The 18,906-nt window shown below is 65.2% G+C and carries 16 protein-coding genes; 8 read left to right on the forward strand and 8 right to left on the reverse strand.

What is annotated here, in order from left to right:
- Positions 1–68 precede the first annotated feature (68 nt).
- The 5 genes from WS78_RS36390 (at position 69) to WS78_RS26775 (ending at position 3,861) form a co-directional block, all read left to right on the forward strand.
- Positions 69–467 carry a hypothetical protein gene (locus tag WS78_RS36390; RefSeq protein ID WP_156437509.1) on the forward strand — a complete coding sequence of 133 codons (399 nt, stop codon included), beginning with the start codon at positions 69–71 and terminating at the stop codon, positions 465–467.
- Between the two features lie 72 nt (positions 468–539).
- Positions 540–1,106 carry a hypothetical protein gene (locus WS78_RS26760; RefSeq protein ID WP_038752698.1) on the forward strand — a complete coding sequence of 189 codons (567 nt, stop codon included), beginning with the start codon at positions 540–542 and terminating at the stop codon, positions 1,104–1,106.
- On the forward strand, positions 1,103–1,549 hold the full coding sequence (locus tag WS78_RS26765; RefSeq protein ID WP_038752497.1) for a hypothetical protein: 447 nt from the start codon (positions 1,103–1,105) through the stop codon (positions 1,547–1,549). The genes WS78_RS26760 and WS78_RS26765 overlap by 4 nt, the downstream gene beginning before the upstream one ends.
- A gap of 304 nt (positions 1,550–1,853) precedes the next feature.
- Entirely contained in the window at positions 1,854–3,194 is a 1,341-nt protein-coding gene (locus WS78_RS26770; protein ID WP_081989967.1) for a cytochrome C, read from the forward strand.
- 49 nt (positions 3,195–3,243) lie between these two features.
- Positions 3,244–3,861 (forward strand): c-type cytochrome, encoded by a 618-nt coding sequence (locus WS78_RS26775; RefSeq protein WP_038752500.1) that lies wholly within the window; start codon positions 3,244–3,246, stop codon positions 3,859–3,861.
- A gap of 42 nt (positions 3,862–3,903) precedes the next feature.
- Here the strand turns inward: WS78_RS26775 and mreB are convergent, their stop codons facing one another.
- Entirely contained in the window at positions 3,904–4,968 is a 1,065-nt protein-coding gene (gene mreB / locus WS78_RS26780; RefSeq protein WP_038752503.1) for a rod shape-determining protein, read from the reverse strand.
- A 296-nt stretch (positions 4,969–5,264) separates the two neighbouring features.
- Here mreB and WS78_RS26790 point away from each other — a divergent pair, with 296 nt between their 5' ends.
- Complete coding sequence (locus tag WS78_RS26790) at positions 5,265–7,952, forward strand: patatin-like phospholipase family protein (protein WP_059578797.1); 2,688 nt, start codon at positions 5,265–5,267, stop codon at positions 7,950–7,952.
- A 431-nt stretch (positions 7,953–8,383) separates the two neighbouring features.
- Here WS78_RS26790 and WS78_RS26795 read toward each other — a convergent pair whose 3' ends face one another.
- Positions 8,384–9,499: an ATP-binding protein gene (locus tag WS78_RS26795; protein ID WP_038752508.1), complete on the reverse strand. Its 1,116-nt coding sequence runs from the start codon at positions 9,497–9,499 to the stop codon at positions 8,384–8,386.
- Positions 9,500–9,879: 380 nt separating this feature from the next.
- Positions 9,880–10,590: a response regulator gene (locus WS78_RS26805; protein ID WP_038752513.1), complete on the reverse strand. Its 711-nt coding sequence runs from the start codon at positions 10,588–10,590 to the stop codon at positions 9,880–9,882.
- Positions 10,591–10,959: 369 nt separating this feature from the next.
- Here WS78_RS26805 and WS78_RS26815 point away from each other — a divergent pair, with 369 nt between their 5' ends.
- On the forward strand, positions 10,960–11,874 hold the full coding sequence (locus WS78_RS26815; RefSeq protein ID WP_059578800.1) for a glutaminase: 915 nt from the start codon (positions 10,960–10,962) through the stop codon (positions 11,872–11,874).
- A 245-nt stretch (positions 11,875–12,119) separates the two neighbouring features.
- Positions 12,120–12,779 carry a hypothetical protein gene (locus tag WS78_RS26820; protein ID WP_059578804.1) on the forward strand — a complete coding sequence of 220 codons (660 nt, stop codon included), beginning with the start codon at positions 12,120–12,122 and terminating at the stop codon, positions 12,777–12,779.
- A gap of 890 nt (positions 12,780–13,669) precedes the next feature.
- On the opposite strand, the gene WS78_RS26825 is transcribed toward WS78_RS26820, so the two are convergent.
- The 5 genes from WS78_RS26825 to sfnG all read right to left on the reverse strand — a co-directional run bounded on the left by WS78_RS26825 (position 13,670) and on the right by sfnG (position 18,791).
- Positions 13,670–15,475, reverse strand: coding sequence for a tetratricopeptide repeat protein (locus WS78_RS26825; RefSeq protein WP_059578808.1), 1,806 nt, complete (start codon positions 15,473–15,475; stop codon positions 13,670–13,672).
- A 291-nt stretch (positions 15,476–15,766) separates the two neighbouring features.
- The gene (locus WS78_RS26830; protein ID WP_052145147.1) at positions 15,767–16,054 is read right to left on the reverse strand and encodes a hypothetical protein; all 288 of its coding nucleotides are present in this window, start codon (positions 16,052–16,054) and stop codon (positions 15,767–15,769) included.
- Positions 16,051–16,557 (reverse strand): molybdopterin-binding protein, encoded by a 507-nt coding sequence (locus tag WS78_RS26835; RefSeq protein WP_082717600.1) that lies wholly within the window; start codon positions 16,555–16,557, stop codon positions 16,051–16,053. Before WS78_RS26835 ends, WS78_RS26830 begins: the two co-directional genes overlap by 4 nt.
- A 54-nt stretch (positions 16,558–16,611) precedes the next feature.
- On the reverse strand, positions 16,612–17,334 hold the full coding sequence (locus WS78_RS26840) for a ribonuclease T2 (RefSeq protein ID WP_059578812.1): 723 nt from the start codon (positions 17,332–17,334) through the stop codon (positions 16,612–16,614).
- 362 nt (positions 17,335–17,696) lie between these two features.
- A complete protein-coding gene (gene sfnG, locus WS78_RS26850; protein WP_059578815.1) occupies positions 17,697–18,791 on the reverse strand; it encodes a dimethylsulfone monooxygenase SfnG in 1,095 nt (364 codons plus the stop codon).
- Between the last annotated feature and the right edge of the window lie 115 nt (positions 18,792–18,906).

Here is an 18,906-nt window from a genome sequence, read left to right on the forward strand (position 1 = left end):
GACATCTCGAGTTGGTCTAGTTAATGCGGATGACGACTTGTCGGAAGGCTATATCAAAGCACGCCGATATGCAAAAAATCGGAACGGTCGGCGCCGATGTCTTTGCCTCGGCTTCAATGCGGCTTTCCCGCCGCATCCGCGATGCGCTTCGCAATGGACTTCAAAGAACGAGAATCGTTTCGGCCGAGATCTCGCGATTGCCGCAAGCGAAACGTATGCAACAGGTAAATGCCGCGCGTGGTCGACGCGCCGAACGCAACGCCTTCGCGAACGCGCGATGCGCTTCGGTCCCGAACGGCAACATGCATTCGCCTCACCTTTATCTTTTCCGCCGATTCATCCTATCATTTCATTCGACCATTTTTGTCAGACGACTCCGTCTGACAAATAGCCGACTCGCAATCTTTGAATCGTTTTCGAATTCATTTCGCATCTCGAATAAATACTCGCCACGTCATTTCGATTGATCTGTCTCAACGCAGCAAGCCCGCCATCCAACACGATGAAAGGCGAAACCCGCCACATGAACGGAGGCCATGATGGAAATTTCATTGAGAGACCTGCTGACGGTGCTGCACGGAATGGGATTCGGCGCGTTGTTCATGCTTGCGTTTTCCGGTGCGATCGCCGAGCTCTATCGCACGTCGTCGCCGGGCGCGCCCGCCGTGCCCGCGCCGCGTGAACATCGGCTGTTGATGATCTATCTGTCCGCGATGGTGATCCTCGCGTGGGCAACCGTGTTCTCCGGCGCATACATCGTCTATCCGTGGTATCGCGCGGTGCCGCCCGCCGGCCTGACCGATCTCGCGAACTACCCGCAGCGCCTGTTGATGTCGAGCCGCGACACGTCGGGCTGGCACAGCCTCGGGATGGAATGGAAGGAGCACGTCGCGTGGCTCGCGCCGATCGCGATGACGATGGTCGCCTACGTGTTCGGCAAGTACGGCGCGGCGCTCGGCAAGCAACGCCAGATTCGCAACGCGGTGCTGGCGTTCACCGTCGTCGCGTTCGTCGCGACGGGCGTCGCGGGTGCGTTCGGCGCATTCCTGAACAAGTACGCGCCGGTCCGCGGCGGCGCCGCCATCCACCTCATGACGGGAGAATGAAAATGCATGCCTCTCATCCGCACACCGCCGCGCAACATGCCGCCGATACGGCGCATAATCAGTCATCCGTAGCAAGCGAGCCGACAAACGCTTCGCCGCGAACAAGCGCGCCCGCCGCCGCCGAAGTGCTGCCGAACGGCCCGGCCGCCGCCGCCATTCTCGCGGCCGGCATCGGCTGCTTCGCCGTCGGGCTCTTTGCGCTCGCCGGCGACGCGTTCCGCTCAGTTGCGCATTTCTTCACGTTCTACACGCCCACCGGGCCGCTTTCGGGCGTGACGACGAGTGCGATCGTCGTCTGGCTGCTGTCATGGGCGGCGCTGTCGCGCCGATGGAACGCGGCGTCGGTCGCGCTCGGCCGCGTCACGACCGTCGCCTTCGTGCTGCTCGCGCTCGGCATCCTGCTGACATTCCCGCCCTTCATGGATCTGCTGCAAGGCAAGTAGCCGCTCGCGCGCCGAACGGAGCATCGCGTTCCGTTCGGCACGCGCGACGCCCCCTCTTCGTTGCTGATCCAAGTCAATTTTCGCAATTGTGGCGATCATAGACTCGAATCATCGACATCGGTCGCGACGAAAGATGGATCGTTAGCGGTGCGACACGTTTGATGAAGTCAGAACGATATTGAAATAAACGAGAAGGACCGCAGCGGATATCAGTGGAAACACCGGCTTCAATGCGTTGGAAAAAGGCGGTTTCTCAACGGAAACCGGATACACGAGCCCTGACGACAAACAAGAAGGGGGCGGTATGTTCAATCGCATCCGTCGCGGCCTTACCGCCATGCTTGCATGCGTGTTCGGGGTGCTGTGCCTGTCGAATGACGCCGCCGCGGTTCCGGCGTTCGCGAGACAAACGGGGCTCGCCTGCGTCGCGTGCCACGTGAGCTTCCCGGAACTCACGCCGTTCGGGCGCTTCTTCAAGCTGACGGGCTACACGCTGTCGAACCGGTTCACGATTCCGCTCGCGGGCATGGTGCAGCTGTCGCAAACCAATACCCGCTCGATCGACAACCGCAACTACGACTTCGTGCGCAATCAGGACGTCGTGCTGCAGCAGGCGAGCCTGTTCTACGGCGGGCGCATCGCCGGCCCGGTCGGCGCGTTCGCGCAATGGACGTACGACGGCATCGCGCACCACAGCGGCATCGACAACACCGACATCCGCGCGGCCGGGCACTTCACGCGCGACGACGTCGACTTCATCTACGGCGTCACGGTCAACAACAATCCGACCGTCTCCGACGTCTGGAACAGCACGCCGGCATTCGGCTATCCGTACGCGTCGAGCAGCGTGTCGCTCACGCCGACGGCGAGCACGCTGATCGACGGCGGCCTCGCGCAGCAGGTCGCGGGCTTCGCCGCGTACGCATTCTGGCAGCGCAGCATCTACGCGGAAGTCGGCCTCTATCGGACTGCCGACCAGATGTTCTCGGTGTTCCGCACGGGGCAGGACATCAGCACGCCGGGCGGCGTGACGCGGCTGCGGGGCGGTAACCCGTACTGGCGCGTCGCGTACAACCGCGAATGGGGCCCGCACTCGCTGATGCTCGGCACGTTCGGCCTGATTGCCGACGTGTATCCGGACAACACGCTGCCCGCGACGCCGACCGACCGCTTCACCGACATCGCGCTCGATGCGCAGTATCAATACCTGACGCTGTCGCACGCGTTCACGACGCAGTTCACGTTCATCCACGAGAAGCAGAACTGGAGCGCGAGCTTCCCGAGCGGCGGAATCGGCGCGGGGCCGACGCCAGCCAACCCGACCGACCGTCTCAACACGTTCAAGGCGAAGGCTTCGTACTACTACCAGCGCAAGTACGGCGCGACGCTCGCGTACTTCTCGACAACGGGCACGACCGATCCCGGGCTGTACTCGCCGACGCCCGTGACGGGCAGCGCGAACGGCAGCCCGGACTCGCGAGGCGTCATCGCGGAGCTCGACTATCTGCCGTTCCCGCAAGTGAAGCTGTCGTTGCAGTACACATGGTTCCTCAAGTTCAACGGAGCGCGCTTCAACTACGACGGCAACGGCCGAAACGCGAGCGACAACAACACGCTGTACCTGCTCGCGTGGTTCGTGTTCTGACGCCGCCCGAACCTTGCCTCGCCAACCCGCCTGCTCCGCGAGAACGATCATGAAAAAGCTGCTTGCATCACCGATGTGGATCGCCGCGCTCGCCGCCGCGCTCGGCGGCTGGCCCGCCGTCCGCGCGCACGCGCAGGACGGCGCGCGGCTCGCCGCGCAGCTCTGCGCCGCTTGCCATGGCGCGCATGGCCGCAGCGAATCGCCGATGTTCCCGCGGCTCAATGCGCAAACGAACGAGTATCTGAGCGCGCAGCTCAAGGGCTTTCGCGAGCACGCGCGCGGCGAGACCGACGCGCGCGCGTACATGTGGGCCATCGCGTCGCAGCTCGACGACGCGACGATCGCGTCGATCGCCGACTACTACTCGCATCAGGAGCCGACGCACGGCGAGCCCGGCGATCCGGCGCTCGTCGCGAAGGGGCAGGACATCTTCGAGCACGGCGTGCCCGAAAAGGGCACGCCGGCGTGCGCGTCGTGCCACGGACAGAACGGGCAAGGCGTCGGAACGTTCCCGCGGCTCGCGGGACAGCACGAGGCCTACCTGCTGCGGCAAATCGAGGTCTTCAAGAACGGCACGCGCGCGAATGCGCCCGTGATGAGCGCGGTCGCGCATACGCTCGACACCGATCAGGCGAAGGCCGTCGCGGCGTGGTTGCAGTCGCGTTAGCGAAACGCGGCCCGAGGACGGGCACGCGGCGACACGCGCGCGTCAGCGGCTGAAGCCGATGTCGCCCGCGTCGTCGTCGCCGGCCTCGAACCCGCCGCGCCCCATCGCCTCGCCGGCGCCGCGCACCGCGCAGGTCAGCGGTTCGTCGGCCACGCGCGCGGCGAGCCCCGTCTCGTCGTGGAGCCGCTTGCCGAGATTCGCGAGCAGCGCGCCGCCGCCCGTCAGCACGATCCCGCGATCCGCGATGTCCGTGATGAGCTCCGGCGGCGCGTTCTCGAGCGCGCTCTTCACCGCGCTCACCACCTGGTTCAGCGGCGCGGCGAGCGCGTCGGCGATGTCGTGGTTGCTGAGCTGGATCGTGCGCGGCAGGCCGTCGGCGACGCTGCGCCCAACCGCATGGATCGATTCGCGCGGCACCCGGTAGCTCGCGGTGCCGATCGCCTTCTTCACGTGCTCGGCGGTGTGCTCGCCGAGCAGCACGCCGTACAGGTTGCGGACGTGATTGACGATCGCCGCGTCGAACTGGTCGCCGCCCACGCGAATCGCCTCGCGATAGACGATCCCGCCAAGCGCGATCACCGCGACCTCGGTCGTGCCGCCGCCGATGTCGACGACCATCGAGCCGACCGCCTCCGTCACCGGCAGCCCCGCGCCGAGCGCGGCCGCGAGCGGCTCGCTGATCAGGCTGACCCGCGACGCGCCCGCCGCGAGCGCCGCTTCGCGGATCGCGCGCTGCTCGACCGCGGTCGCGTTCGACGGCACGCAGATCGTGAACTCGACGCGCCGCCCGAACAGCGAGCGCGCATGCGACATATCGACGAACTGCCGCATCATCTGCTCGGCCGCGTGATAGTTCGCAACGACGCCGTGCCTGAGCGGCCGGACGGCTTCGAGATGCTCGGGCGAGCGCCCGAGGAGCGCCTTCGCCTGCTCGCCGACCGCCTCGACGCGCGCCTTGTCGGCCGGGCCGCCCCGCTTGCGGAAGCAGACGACCGACGGCTGATTCAGCACGACGCCGCGATCGCGGACGTAGATCTGCGTGCTCGCGGTGCCCGGATCGACCGCGACGTTGTGCGCAAAAAACCTTCCGAGAAAGGGTGCCGCCATCGTGAAGCCTCTATCGAATCTGGTGGAAGGATTGCGCGGATGCGTCGCCGGCCGCCCCCCCGGGCCGGTTGCCGGCGACGAGCACAATCCACTCAGTCGCTTAGCGGCAGGATGCCTGAATACTTTAGGAGATTTCATGAAATTTCTATAGAGCGTCAGGTCGCTTTGCACCGTGGGCCGGGGCGGATCGCGCCCGACGCGTGGCCGCGGGCGGGCAAAAGCGGTACTCTCTCGCTTTTGCCGATTCCGGATCGGTCCTCCCGACTGTTCAGCCCGACCACGCCATAGCAACGATAATGACGGTGTTCGCCTCTTCCGCCCGTCCGGGCGCTCGCGCCGCCGGCCTCGTGGCCGTCCTTCTGTTCGTCTGCGTCGCGGCGGGCCGGCCCGCGGCCGCCCATGCGGCCGACGCCGCGCCCATGGCGGGCGCCGTCGCGGCGCCGACTGCCGCGACGGCCGACGCGACGACACGCGCAATGGCCTCGCCGGGCGGCGCGCCGTCGGCCGGGACGTCGCCCGCCCCGGCATCGGCCGCATCGGCCGCGCCCGCCGACGCGGCGCCCGCCTGGTTCTGGGCCGCCCGGCAGCAGGCCACAGCCGCGGTCTCGAATGCCGCCTCGAATCCCGTATCAAATCCCGCCTCGAATCCCGCCTCGAATCTCGCCTCGAATCCCGCCTCGAATCCCGCGCCGAACATCGCCGCGAACGCCACCGCAGCGCCCACCGCTGCGGCGCCCGATCGGGCCGCCGCGCAAACGCCCGCGCAGGCCGCGACATCGCCGGCCGCCGCGGGCGAGCCCGTCTGCACGCCGGACGGCGGCAAGCCCGGCCGGCCGGCGATCGGCCTCGTGCTGTCGGGCGGCGGCGCGCGCGGCTACGCGCATCTCGGCGTGCTGAAGGTGCTCGAGGCGCACCGGATTCCCGTCGACTGCATCGCGGCGACGAGCATGGGCGCCGTCGTCGGCGGCCTGTACGCGACCGGAATGACCGCGCAGGAAATGGAGCGGCGGCTGTCGCAGGTGAACCTCGCCGACATCGCGTTCGACGTGACCGACCGTGCGGACCTGCCGCAAAAGAAGCGCGAGGACGAGCGCCTGTACATCGACAGCCTGACGATCGGCTTCGATTCGAAAGGCTTCAAGGCGCCCGTCGGGCTCGTGCAGGGCAACCGGCTGCAGGCGCTCCTCGCGAACTGGACGGCCGCCGTGCCGACCAACCAGCCGTTCGACCGGCTGCCGATTCCGTACCGCGCGATCGCGACCGACCTGCAAACCGGCCAGAAGGTCGTGCTCGACCACGGCTCGCTGCCGCTCGCGATCCGCGCGAGCATGGCGCTGCCGGGGCTCTTCTCGCCCGCCGAGATCGACGGACGCGCGCTCGTGGACGGCGGGCTCGTCAGCAACCTGCCCGTCGACGCCGCGCGCCGGATGGGCGCGGACGTCGTGATCGCCGTCGACATCGGCTCGCCGCTGCGCCCGCTGAACGCGCTCGCGTCGCCCGCCGACGTGATGCAGCAGATGATCGGCATCCTGATCCGGCAGAACGTCGCCGAGCAGCGCAAGCAGCTGCGGCCGGACGACATCCTGCTTGCGCCGGACCTCGGCAAGCAGACCTTCACCGATTTCCAGACCGCGAACCAGTCGATCGCCGCGGGCGAGGCCGCCGCCGTCGCCGCGCTGCCGCGTCTCGAGCGCTACGCGCTGTCGCCCGAGCAATACGACGCATACCGCGCCTCGCACCGGCGGCCGCCGCCGCAGCCGATCCGCATCACGTCGATCGAGATCCGGACCAACGGCTCGTCGGTGCCGACGCAGATCGTGCGCAACGCGCTGCGCGTGAAACCGGGCGACCTCTACGATCCGCAGGCGGTGAGCGCCGACCTGCTGTCGCTCACGACGAGCGGCAATTTCGAGAACGTCGCGCAGCAGATCGTCAACGAAAGCGACGAGCACCGGCTCGTGATCGACGCGCAGGAGAAGTACTGGGGGCCGAACTTCCTGCTGTTCGGGCTCGGGATGTCGAGCAGTTCGACGGACGAAGGCGGCTTCCGGCTGCATCTCGGCTACCGGCGGCCGTGGCTCACGCCGTCCGGCCTCGAATTCCGCGTGGATACGACGCTGGGCAGCGATCTGCAGTCGGCGCACGTCGAGCTGCGGCAACCGCTGTCGAACAAGATCGGCTACTACGTCGCACCGTATGCGGATTACCAGCGGCGTTTCGCGAACCTCTACAACGGGGAAAGCGACATCAAGGTCACGCAATACCGTATCCAGACGGCACGAGTCGGCCTCGATTTCGGGCTGCCGCTCGCGCGGCTCGGAGATTTCCGCGTCGGGCTCGCGTATACGCACCTGTCGGCCGCGCCGACGTACAACCTCCTGCTCGGCGAGTGGGTCGACGGCGACGCGTGGCTCCCGTCCTGGTACGCGCGACAGATCAACGCGCGCGCCCGGCTCGTCATCGACCAGCTCGACGATCAGGTCTTTCCGCGCAAGGGTTATTTTGCGGAATTCCGCGCCGAAAGATCCCTCGCGACGAGCGACGACAAGTTCACCGACGTCTACGGCAAGCTGATGGTCGCCGAGCGTTTCGGCCGGCATAGCGTGAGCGCGAGCATCGAAGCGGGCAAGAGCTTCGGCGGCGTGAACCTCAGCAATCCGCTCGGCTACACGCTCGGCGGCTTCCAGCATCTGTCGGCGTACGCGGCCGACCAGCTGAGCGGCGATGCGCTCGTCTACGGGCAGATCACGTACATGAACCAGCTCGCGACGTTCAACGCGTCGCCGATCAAGGCGCTCTACGTCGGCGCGAGCGCGGAAGCCGGGAACGTGTGGTCGCTCGACTCGACGCCCAGCGGTCCGCTCAAGCAGAGCTACACGCTCTTCACGAGCCTCACGACCGCGTTCGGGCCGGTGTACGTCGGTGTCGCGTTCGCGCCGGGCGGGCGGCGCAACCTTTACTTCCAGCTCGGCCGCACGTATTGAGCCGGGGGGCGTGAATCGGGAGCCGGCGACGCGACAAGATGCGGCGGGCACGATGCGAATCCGCACGGAACGAGCCGCCCCCCAAAAGCCATCTCCAAAAGACGCATGTGCATGCGGCAGGCCGGCTCGTCGACGAAAGCGCCGCGCGGCGCGGGGCCGCGCCGTGGCGACGTCGCACGAGTTCCGGCACCCGGTGCCGCGCCAAACCGCCAGCGCGTTGCCGCCCGGCGGTGCGAATCAGGGATGCAAACCGGCGGAGGCGCATCAGGCGGCACGAACCAACCGTGCAAACCGGGGGCGAGAATCGGAAGTGCCAATCTGAGGTACGAATCGGAGACACTAATCGGAGGCACCAATCGGAGGCGCCAACCGGAAGCGCGCATGCGCTGCCGCGCTCCGCTCGCCGCAAACGCGCGCGCCCGCGGCGCACGTCACACCGGCCAGCTCATCTCGAAGCGCGCGCCCCGCAGCAGCAACGGATCGACGACGGCGACGCGCCCGTTGTGCGCCTGCAGCACCTGCCGCGTGATCGCGAGGCCGAGGCCGTAGCCGGCCGTATGGCGATCGAGCCGCACGAACGCCTCGAAGATCCGCTCGCGCTCGTCGAGCGGCACGCCGGCCCCGTCGTCCTCGACGTAGATCTCGATATTGCCGTGGCGCATCCGCAGGCCCGCCGCGATCTGCCCGCGCGCGTGCTTGCTCGCGTTGCGCAGCAGGTTGCGCATCGCATACGACATCAGCCGCTTGTCCATCTTCACGCGCAAATCGGCGGGCAGCGCGACGCGCGCATCGATCGTCTTGCTCGGGTACAGCAGCGCGGCGTCGGCGACCTGCTTGTCGAACCACGCGACGAGCGCCGTCTGCTCGAGATTCGACTGCAGCGAGCTGTACTCGAGCCGCGCGTACGTGAGGCTCATGTCGATCAGCTCGTCGAGCTCGGTCACGTCCTGCTCGATGCTGTCGATCGCGTTCTGATATTCGGCCGCCGATCCCGGCTCGCGCAGGCTCTCGAGCGCGAAGCGCACGCGCGCGAGCGGCGTGCGCAGCTCGTGCGAGATGCCGTTCGTCAGGTCGCGCTGCGCGGCGATCAGCCGTTCCATGCGCATCGCGAGCGCGTTCAGCGTGCGCGCGAGCGGCCCGATGATCACACTGCGCGATTCGCGCGCGCGCGTGTTGAAGCGGCCGCCCGTGAAGTCGATCGCACGCTCGCGCACCATCACGAGATCCGACCACACGGGCCGCATCCACCGATAGCCGGCGAGCGCCGGCACCGCGAGCACGAACGCGGCGAGCGGCAGCGCGCCGCCCGGCAGCGCGTCGAGCGCGCGCCACACCGCGCGCGCGCCGAGCGCCGAGCACAGCGCCGCGATCGTCCCGCCGACCGTCACCAGCACGAGGCCGACGAGATGCAGATAGGTCCGCAGATAAAGGCGCGACCAGCTCGGAATCCGGTCGGCGCGCGTGTCTGTCCACGAGCGGCGGAAATGGAGCCAGCGCCATTTGCAATAGCGGAACGGGGACAATCGGTGCGCTTGCGTGCTGTTCATCATCGAGTCGCGAATGTCGGAAATCGGTGCGGTGAATCGTCGAGCGGAAACCGGCTGCGCCAGCGGCGGCAGCGGCGGCGGCGAACTGCCCCGGCTAGCCGGCGGCGGGCGCGCGGCCGGCTCGTCGGCCGTGCGGGCGGGCGCGAACGCAGCGGCGTTGCATCGGACAAAGCCGTCGCGAAAATCGCGTCGCCCCGTGTCATGTCATGTCGCGTCGCGCAACGTCGCCGCGCATCGCCGCGCCACGCGGCGATGCGCGCAAGGTTCGAGATCGCCGGCGCGGCACACGCCGTTTCGAACCGTCGAACCGTAAGACGCGCGGTCCAGCGTGCGGCCCGCCCGTGCGCGAGCCGCAGGCGCCGCACAGCTCGACGCGCAACTTACTCCCACGCGTTCTTGCTGAACTGATAACCCTTGCTGCGGATGGTCTTGATCCGCTGCGGGCTGCTCGCGTCGTCGCGCAGCTTGCGGCGCAGCTTCGAGATCCGCCCGTCGATCGTCCGGTCGAGGCCGTCGAATTCGACGCCGCGCAGTTGCAGCATCAGATCGTCGCGGCTCACGACCTCGCCCGCATGGCAGACGAGCACCCACAGCAGGTCGAACTCCGCCGAAGTCAGCTCGGGCGTCGTGCCGTCGGGCAGGTTGACGGTCCGGTTCGTGCGGTCGATCGTGAACTTGCCGAACGCGTAGCGCTCCGGCTGCCCGCTCGCGCCGTCCGCCTGGCGCACCGGCGCGCGACGCAGCTGCGCCTTGATCCGGGCGAGCAGGATGCGCGGCTCGACCGGCTTGTGCACGTAGTCGTCCGCGCCGAATTCGAGGCCGAGCAGCTCGTCGAACGGCTCGTCGCGGGCCGTCACCATGATGATGACGCCGTCGTAATGCTCGCGCGCCTCGCGGCAGATCTCGAAGCCGTCCTTGCCGGGCAGGTTCACATCGAGGATCACGAGATCGGGGCGCCCCGTGAGAATCGCGCCGACGGCGTCGTCGCCGTTCAGCACGGTGTCGACGACGTATTCGTGCTTGCGCAGGTAGCCCGCGATCAGCGTGGACAGGCGATTGTCGTCCTCGACGAGGAGAATCCGGAAAGGCATGGGCAAATCAGTCGATATGGAAGCCAAAGGTTTTTTGAAACAATCACTTAGCGCGAACAGGCGAAACTGACGCGCCTACTTTGTAAGATCCTGAAACATTTGGAATGATACTGCGACACGCGCCGGCCGACGAACCTCTTGTGTCGGCGGCCCCGAAACCCCGCGTTCGCCGCCCGCGCGGCGCGGCTTCGGAACGCCCGGCGCGACGGCCGTCGCGGATGCGGCGCGTCGCTCGGCGAGGCGATCGGCCGCGGCCGCGCGTTCTCCCCCGCGCAGGCATGCGCCGCGCCACCGGTGCTTGACGAATTGCCGCCGAGAAGGTTCCATACGGGCTCGCCTGATACCCGCGGCGCGCCGCGTACCGATTCGATGAATTACCCAGCGATCCTAGAACGCATCCACGCCGAACTCGCGCCCTGGATCGGCGCAGGCCGCGTCGCCGATTACATCCCCGAACTCGCGAAAGTGCCCGCCGAGCGCTTCGGCATGGCCGTCGTCACGCTCGACGGCACAGTCCACACGGTCGGCGACGCGCGCGAGCGCTTCTCGATCCAGAGCATCTCGAAGCTGTTCGCGTGCACGCTCGCGTTCCAGCTGCTCGGCGACGAACTGTGGCAGCGCGTCGGACGCGAACCGTCCGGCACCGCGTTCAACTCGCTCGTGCAGCTCGAAAGCGAACGCGGCAAGCCGCGCAATCCGTTCATCAACGCGGGCGCGCTCGTCGTCACCGACGTGCTGAGCCGCCGCTTCGTGCGCGCCGAGACAGCGCTCGTCGAATTCATCCGGCGCCTGACCGGCATCGCCGACATCGACTACGATTCGCGCGTCGCGCTGTCCGAGCTGCAGCACGCGGAGCGCAACCGCGCGATGGCGCACTTCATGGCGAGCTTCGGCAACATGCGGATGCCGCCGGAGACGGTCGTCGACGCGTATTGCCGCCAATGCGCGATTTCGATGAATTGCGTCGAGCTCGCGCAGGCCGCGCTCTTTCTCGCGAACGGCGGCGTCGCGCCCGCGACGGGCGCGCGGATTCTCGATCCGAGCTCGGCGAAGCGGCTGTCGGCGCTGATGTTGACCTGCGGCACCTACGACGCCGCGGGCGACTTCGTCTACCACGTCGGGCTGCCGGCGAAGAGCGGCGTCGGCGGCGGAATCGTCGCGGTGCTGCCAGGCGAAATGGCGGTGTGCGTGTGGTCGCCGGGGCTCGATACGAACGGCAACTCGCTTGCGGGCACGCTCGCGCTGGAATGGTTGACCACCTATTCGGGGCGCTCGATCTTCTGAAACACCGAAGTCAAGCGTGCCTCATGTGGCGCGACGGCGGCAGATTCATATCGGCGCGCGCCAGAGCGCTCAATGGGAAATTCGGCCATCGGCAGCAATCGACCCGAAGCGGCCCTCCAGGGCTTCCGATTGCACCGCCGCAGAGCGGTCGTCAGACGCTGCTTGCGTGCCATCCCGATCTACTCGCACTATTTCCGACCAGCCGATATCATGTGGATGCCTGACAATTGAAAGCAGGGAGGCCTATGAAGAGTGCACGTCGCATCGCAGACTTCAGCTTCAAGATATTGGGCAGTATCGCCATCGTTGTCGGGCTAGGCTGGGCGATTACCAGAACCAGCTGGGACCTGCGCACCGTTCTTGATCTTTCGGAAATCGCTTTCAGGATTTCGTCGGTCTTAGCGGTTGTAATAGGTGGATGGTGGGCGCTCCGCTGGTACTACCTCGAAGGGGGAGCGAGATGGATGATCCACATCACGCTCACCACGCAGGTGCTCCCCTATCGCGATGACCTGCGTCTGCTGGTGGTGCATGTCACATTGGAAAATCCGCGCCGCAGCAAACTGAACTTCAAGAGTCCCAAAGCCACGTATTCGCTCGGAGCATGGGTACTCAAAGATGACCTTGACTTTGGCAAGGTCATACCCGAAGGGAATACCAAGCCGGGCGCGAAGTGGTGGGGTGACCCGCTTCCGGAGCAGGTTGATTTTCTGGCTGATCTTGTCGAGGAAACTGGTGACAGCGAGTACGAAGTCCTGCCCAAGGCAGAACTGGACGACATGCGGGTTTTCGTTGTCAAGGCCGGATCGACGGTATCACTATTCGCCGAATTGGCAATCGGAAAATGTGGCAAACAGGATAGCGAGTTCGTAGCCAAATCGGCCATCGTTCACATTGCGCAGTGACGGTTCACAATTTATGTGGACGACGAGATGGAGACACGACGAATGACACACGGTCCAACGTCATAGTTGGGTTGCCTGTTTTCGTCGTTAGAGCTTGGCTATGATGCGCTTCCCTGCCTTGACGTGTCACCGAACCGGACTTTTCGAAAGCGGACCGTGGTGGACGGCTCTTCCTGGCCGAACTCGGTCGTCGAAGGCAGCACGGCACTCGCCCGTCCGGTCGGTACCGATGGAATCACATGGGAGTTTATATATTCGTAGCGCAGGGACGCTCGCGCTGGAATGGTTGACGACCTATTCAGGGCGGTCGATCTTCTGAAACACCGAAGTCAAGCGCGACTCATTCTTTGCAACGGCGACAGATCAATATCGGCACGCACCGGCACACTGAACGGGAAATTCGTCCTTTCGCGGCGATCGACCCAAAAGAGCCGGTCAAACAGCATTTTCAATCGGCGGCTGTAGGGCAAGCAAATATGAGCCGTTCGATCCCTAGGCGCGCGCGAACCCCCAAGGCCTGATCCGGGCAGCTCAAGCAGCATCCTATTCACGGCGACGGGCGATCGAGGGATGGAGGAAAACGGAGCGTTCCGTGGAGTTTCCCACTTGCGCACAGGCATCTCGCTCATAGCGGGCATAGCCCTTCCGAGGACACGCCCGAAGCTCGTTCCTTGCACGAGCATGGAAAAAATGACGATCACGTAGGTCGCGGTGCCGTCAGATAAAAAACCGGGGAAAATGACTTCGACGAAAGGGGGAGTATCTGTCCGACGCTGACACCAGCCATTCCCCCCCAACGCGACAGCGTTAGGGGGAGACGCTGATTCAGCGACTGCAGCCGGAGTAACGCGCAACCACTTGCCCTGGCGCCCATCACAGAGCGTCGTCTTTCAGATCTGGTCGAGCCCGACGCGAGATAGCAGTTCAGAGAATCTGGGATCGAAGCGAGCGCTGTCGAAGGTAGGTTCTGTCCTGAGCTCAATGAAGTCAGGACTGTGCTCATCGTAGGCTTTTTCCAGCCAGCCGAAGGTCTGCTCTTTGTCCCCGAGCGATCCAAACACTTTCGCCATGTTGTAGGGGTGGACGTAGTGCTTCTCGGATTCCGTCTCCAGCGCATCCATGATCTGCTGCATGTCCGCGCGCATGCCGGCGGCAGCGTAGGTCTGGGCCAGCCCCATCAGCGTCTCAGTGCTCCTGCCGGAAAGCGTGACAGCCTTCTGCATTTCCTCGATTGCTTCATGGAACAACTTCTGTTGCTGGTAAACCAGCCCCAGCCTGAAGTGAAGCAGAAAGTGGTTTGGATCGATTTCCAGGGCTTTACGGAGTTCTTCCCGTGCCGGGTCGTATTGCCGAGCAAGGTACAAGATGATGGCAACCGATGAATTCAGCACGGAATTCAAGGGGTCCATCTGTTGGGACTGCCTGACCCTGGCAATGGCTTCTTCGGCTCTGCCGGCCATCATGAGGTATTCCGCGTACCAGTAGTAGGCGATCGCGTGTCCTGGATTCAGTTCAATGGCGCGCAGGAAATCCTGTTCCAGATCGACCCAATCCCAATCGTGCAAACGTACATGGGCCAGTGACGCATAAGCCTCACCCAAATCGGGTTCAATCTGCAGCGCTTTCCTGGCTGCCATTTTTGCTTGATGAAACGTTTCGCGCGCAGGGCTCACGCCGCGACACGCAAGCATCGTGTAAGCATCGGCCACTCCGTCGTAGGCGGCCGCAAAGTTCGGCTGGTGTTCAATAGCGAGCTGAAAATACTCAATGCTCTTTCGCATTCCTTCTTCGGTGCGCTTGGACCAGAAGTGACGCCCCTTGAGATACGCTTCGTGCGCCTGCGCATCAATGACAGGAGTACGGTCTAAACGCCCTTGCTCGTGCGGCGTGAGCTTGATCTCGATTTCGCGGGCAATTGCCTTGGCCACCTCGATCTGGAGTGCCAGGATGTCACGTCGGTTCCCCTCGTAGGTCTCGGCCCAAAGGTGCGTTTCGTCGCTTACCCGGATGAGCTGCGCCGCAACCCGTACCCGATCTCCGGCACGCCGGACGCTTCCCTCAAGCACGTGGGAAACCCCGAGGTCTTGGCCGATCTGATGAATGGTCTTGGTCGTGGATTTGTAGCGCATCGCCGAAGTCCGGGCGATGACACCCAGGCGCTCCGGGCTGAGCCGGGCAAGTTGGGTGATCATGTCTTCAGTTAAGCCCTCACTGAAGTAATCATATTTGTCGCCGCCACCAAGACTTTCGAACGGAAGCACGACCAGTATCACTCGCCCCTCCGATAGCCATGGATGATTTGGGAGCGGTAATGCTTCCGGTTCACTCGGTTCGCTTTCCACCAGCGCCCCGTCGTTAGGTTGCAAGCGCCCCGCTCCATCCTCCGTGAGCGGCGGCCTTCCTGGGATGGCAGTGACCGGTCGGTGCCGGTTCCGATACAGCGCATCAGCCACAATGATTGCGATGCCAACAAAGACAATCACCGGCCGGGCATCGAGCGCCAAGCGCGACAAATGCTCCACCCTCTCCGGCGCCGCAATATTGCGGACGAGTCGAGCGATGAATTCCTGCGGCGCGAAGCCGGTAAGCGCCAAGAGAACGCCCCCAATGAACCATTCGCTAACCCGCTCTCGCAACATCGCCCACAGGCGCCTCCTTATTCGCTGCGGGGTTCGTCCGTCTTTTTCGTCTTCCATGGCGTCCCCGCATAGAGTCGTGTCGACCAGGCGTTACGGTCCCTGACGCGGCACAGGAAGTGGGAGGTGGGCTAAGGCGCACACGCCGTCGCAATCTTCGCACGGCATTGTCTATGCCTACACAAACAGCGCTCATTGTTCCTGTGGCACGAGATAGCGCAGCGCTGCGGTCCGCGAATAGCCTTCAAGTGACTCGAACGATTCGTGCGCGCGGGAGGATCAAGAAGATTGCAATTCGTACCACGCCAACATAGCTACATGAATAACTATCTGCTTTTCTCAAACGAAAATCTACACACCACCGCGCAGACCACCCAGCCCGTGGAAATCAACAGATCCATGCCGTAGCGCTCGCGGATACCGGCGAGCCACGGCCCCGAATTGAAGGAAGGCCTCGGCATCGGCACGCGTCTTCCACCGATAGACGCCGCCTGCCCAGCCGTCCTCGGCATAAATGAACTGCTTGCAGGTGAGCCCCGGTACCGTCCGAAAGCCCGGCGCGATCTTGCGGAAATGCTCTTCGCAGGCCTTGATGTCGATGCTCGGCGGCAGACGATATTGGACGATTGCAGTGATCATGGCGCGTTCAGACTATCTGAACCGGAAACTCGTGGATCGTGTTGTTGCCGTACCTCAATCGGTTCCACTCGACGCATTCGGCGCTGAGTCCGGCCGGCAAGGTCCGTGGCGCGGGCGCGCAGAGCAACAACGCCCGGTTCACGGACTCGCGTGATCAGTTCCCACCATTGCCAACTGCGACGCTTGCGCTCGCCGACGAGATGCGATTCCTGCCAGCTTCCGTCGCCCACGCTTGCCTCCACGCGGGCAATCGGCCCGGCGCCGGACCAGGCGACCCCACGGATGGCCAGTTCGCCGCACTGAACCTCCTGGCCGGGCGCCGGTTCGGTGATCAAAGCCCACACCTGCCGGAGCGTGACAGGCTCACGGACCGCCACGCCGCGCAAGAACGCAACGAAGAAACGACCTTCGAGCGGCATCGCGCCGACACCATCGACACCGATGCCGCCGCCCGGCTGTCCCGCCGCATCAGGACGATCCGCCGAACAAGCGCGCCCGTCCATGGATCGCGCAGCCCGTCCGAGCCGTTTCGCGCGGATCGAGCGAACGCCGCTCGCCTACTTCGCGATGTAGATCCCGGTCGTCGGGCACGTGCCCTGCGTGCCCGCATCCGTCACGAGCGACGCCGCGCTCGGGAACTGCGACGTCGCATCCGTCTTCACCGAAATCCACGCTTCGGTGAAGTAGCTGACATAGTTGACCTTCACGCATTTGAGCGACACCGCGCTGCGCGTGTTGCTGCCGAACGCGCCTTCGAACGCGTTCAGCAACTGCGTGCGCGTCACGTTGTTGCCCGCGTTCGATTGCAGGAACGTGTTGAACGACGTGGTCGACAGACGGCTCACCATCCCCGTCGCATTGTTCCAGTACGCATCGGCCGACGGCGCCTGCGCGCAAGTGCCGTGCTTGTACCACTCGTGCTTGTCGAGGCACGACGCAACGCCCGGCATGTACGTCGACAGCGTGGCGAGCGTCGACGAGCTGACCGGGTACGGGTCCATGCTGCACCACTGATGGCCGTTGTCGAGGTCGACCTCGTTTTGCGGCACACCGCAGAAGAACGGCTGGTTGCCGTCGTAATTGTTCGGCCACAGGCCGTGCAGCGACAGGTTCGTCGACGCGTACGAACCCGACAGCGCATTGCATTCGGTCGCGCTGTGCGTCGCGCAGAAGCCAGGCTCCCAGGACGATGCGAGCAACAGATAGTCGTATGCGTTGGCGGTGTTGCAAGCCGACGCGACGGCAAGCGCGCACGCGGTGCGCGCGAAGGTACGAAACATACCGGCCCCCTCAGTATGGACGCGGCGGCCGCGCGAGCGGCGCCGCGATGTTGGTGAACTGTCGGGTGCCTATTGTGCTTTCGTCAATATTGCAGCGGTGTGACTTTGCGAGGGCGCGACGACACAAGCCGCGCGATGGAGACGACGGTCGGCGCAAGGCGAGCGAGGTTTGCGGCTGGGCCTGTGATCGCACGCGTCGGCGAGGATGTTCGGCGTGAACGTTTCAAACGAGAACGCCAAACGGCGCGCCGTAAAGCGACACCTGCGCGCGCCGGCGGCTTCATCGTCGTCGAAAAAATACGTCGCATGCCGAATAATCACGCGGCCCCGCCGTCCCTCGTTCGACGGGACCGCCTTTCGCGTCAGGCCGGCTGCGCGTCGCGCTGCCGCTCCAGTTCACGCACGAGCGGCAGCACGCGCTTGCCGAAATACTCGACTTCCTCGAGATAGTGGAGGAATCCGCCCAGCACGAGATCGACGCCGATCGCCTTCAGCGCGACGATCCGCTCGGCGATCTGCTCTGGCGTGCCGATCAGGTTCGTCTTGAAACCGTCGTTGTACTGAACGAGATCGGCGAACTTCGAATCGGCCCACATCCCCTGCCCTTCGGGCGCGGCCTTGCCCGCCTGCTTGACCGCGTGGCCGAACGCGTTGACGGCGTCGACGTCCGCGTGGCGCACGATCTCGTCGAGCACGTCGCGCGCCTCGCGTTCGGTGTCGCGCGCGATGATGAACGCGTTGACGCCGAACTTCACCTGCCGCCCCTGCGCGGCCGCTGCCGCGCGGATCTCGTCGATCTGCGCGCGGTGGCCGTCGAGCGTGTTGCCGTTCATGAAGTACCAGTCGGACACGGCGGCCGCCATCCGGCGCGCGGCCGGCGAATTGCCGCCCTGGAAGACTTCCGGATGCGGATGCTGCAGCGGCTTCGGCTTGAGCGTGTAGTCGTTGAATCGATAGAAGTCGCCCTTGAACGTGAAATTGTCCTGCGTCCAGACGCCCTTCACCGCGCGAATGAATTCCTCGGAGCGGCGATAGCGCTCGTCGTGCTCGAGCCACGGCTCGCCGATCGCGGTGAATTCGCCCTTGAACCAGCCGCTCACGACGTTGATCGCGACGCGCCCCTGATTCAATTGATCGATCGTCGCGAGCTGCTTCGCGACGACGGCCGGATGCCACGGCCCCGGCAGGATCGCGGCGATCACCTTGAGGCGCTCGGTCGCGGCCAGCAGCGCGTGGCTGAACGCGACGGATTCGTGCTGATATTCGGCGCCGTAGCCGGCCGTGAAGCGGATCTGCGACAGCGCGTAGTCGAAGCCGCTCTTCTCGGCGAGCTGCGCGAGACGGCGGTTGTAGTCGATATCCCAGCTCGTGCGCTGCTCGATCTTGCTGACGACCAGGCCGCCGCTGACGTTGGGCACCCAGTAGGCGAACTTGAGGGGGTCCGGCTCGTGACTCATCGGATCGTTCCTTGAAGCATGAAGGGGACGGCGGGAAATCGGCGGCGCGCGGCCGGCCGGTCGGCGATGGCCCTCGGGCGCGCCGCCCGCGCGCGGCGTTCTGTCTCGGCGCATC

This window comes from Burkholderia savannae, assembly GCF_001524445.2.
GTDB classification, from domain to species: domain Bacteria; phylum Pseudomonadota; class Gammaproteobacteria; order Burkholderiales; family Burkholderiaceae; genus Burkholderia; species Burkholderia savannae.